Source organism: Tessaracoccus sp. OH4464_COT-324, from assembly GCF_003932855.1.
Classification (GTDB): Bacteria; Actinomycetota; Actinomycetes; order Propionibacteriales; family Propionibacteriaceae; genus Arachnia.
Genome location: NZ_RQYZ01000117.1, coordinates 1 through 407, shown reverse-complemented (window position 1 = coordinate 407; position 407 = coordinate 1). Strand labels below are relative to the sequence as shown.

Annotated in this window: 2 protein-coding genes; both read left to right on the top strand. The window is 38.1% G+C overall.

Annotation, left to right across the window (positions count from 1 at the left end; all coding sequences use genetic code 11):
- A partial coding sequence (locus EII42_RS12370; RefSeq protein ID WP_125172428.1) for a hypothetical protein occupies nucleotides 1-243 on the top strand: 243 nt, incomplete at its 5' end.
- On the top strand, nucleotides 240-407 hold a 168-nt coding region (locus EII42_RS13910; RefSeq protein WP_148098065.1), incomplete at its 3' end, for a hemagglutinin repeat-containing protein. The genes EII42_RS12370 and EII42_RS13910, both read left to right, overlap by 4 nt.

Below are 407 nucleotides of genomic sequence, written 5' to 3'. Positions count from 1 at the left end.
ACTCATGCCGATAAGCTTTTAAGCAAATTACAAACAGGTAAAGAAAAAAGTAGCCCTGAGGGTTCAATTCGTATTGAAAATCACGAACAAGATCCTGTTGGTAGTATTCCTCTGATTTTAGGAGGGAATCCAGCAACAATGAATGACAATACCCAAAATCGCCAATGGGGTGAAAGAATAGCTGATATGTTTGGTGATGATTCATCTATGCATAATTGCTATGGTTTAGAGCGGCCTCAATGAATATGGCAATGGAGATGAAACAAGTTGGCTTGCAAGCAAAGTCGGCAGTTTACAAAGTCAAACCTCTTTATCTAGCCAAAAAAGAAACCAATATCAAAGGCAGTCAAGTGTTAGGCAATAAAATCAACATCACTGCCCAAAATCTCAATATAGAAAGCCTACAA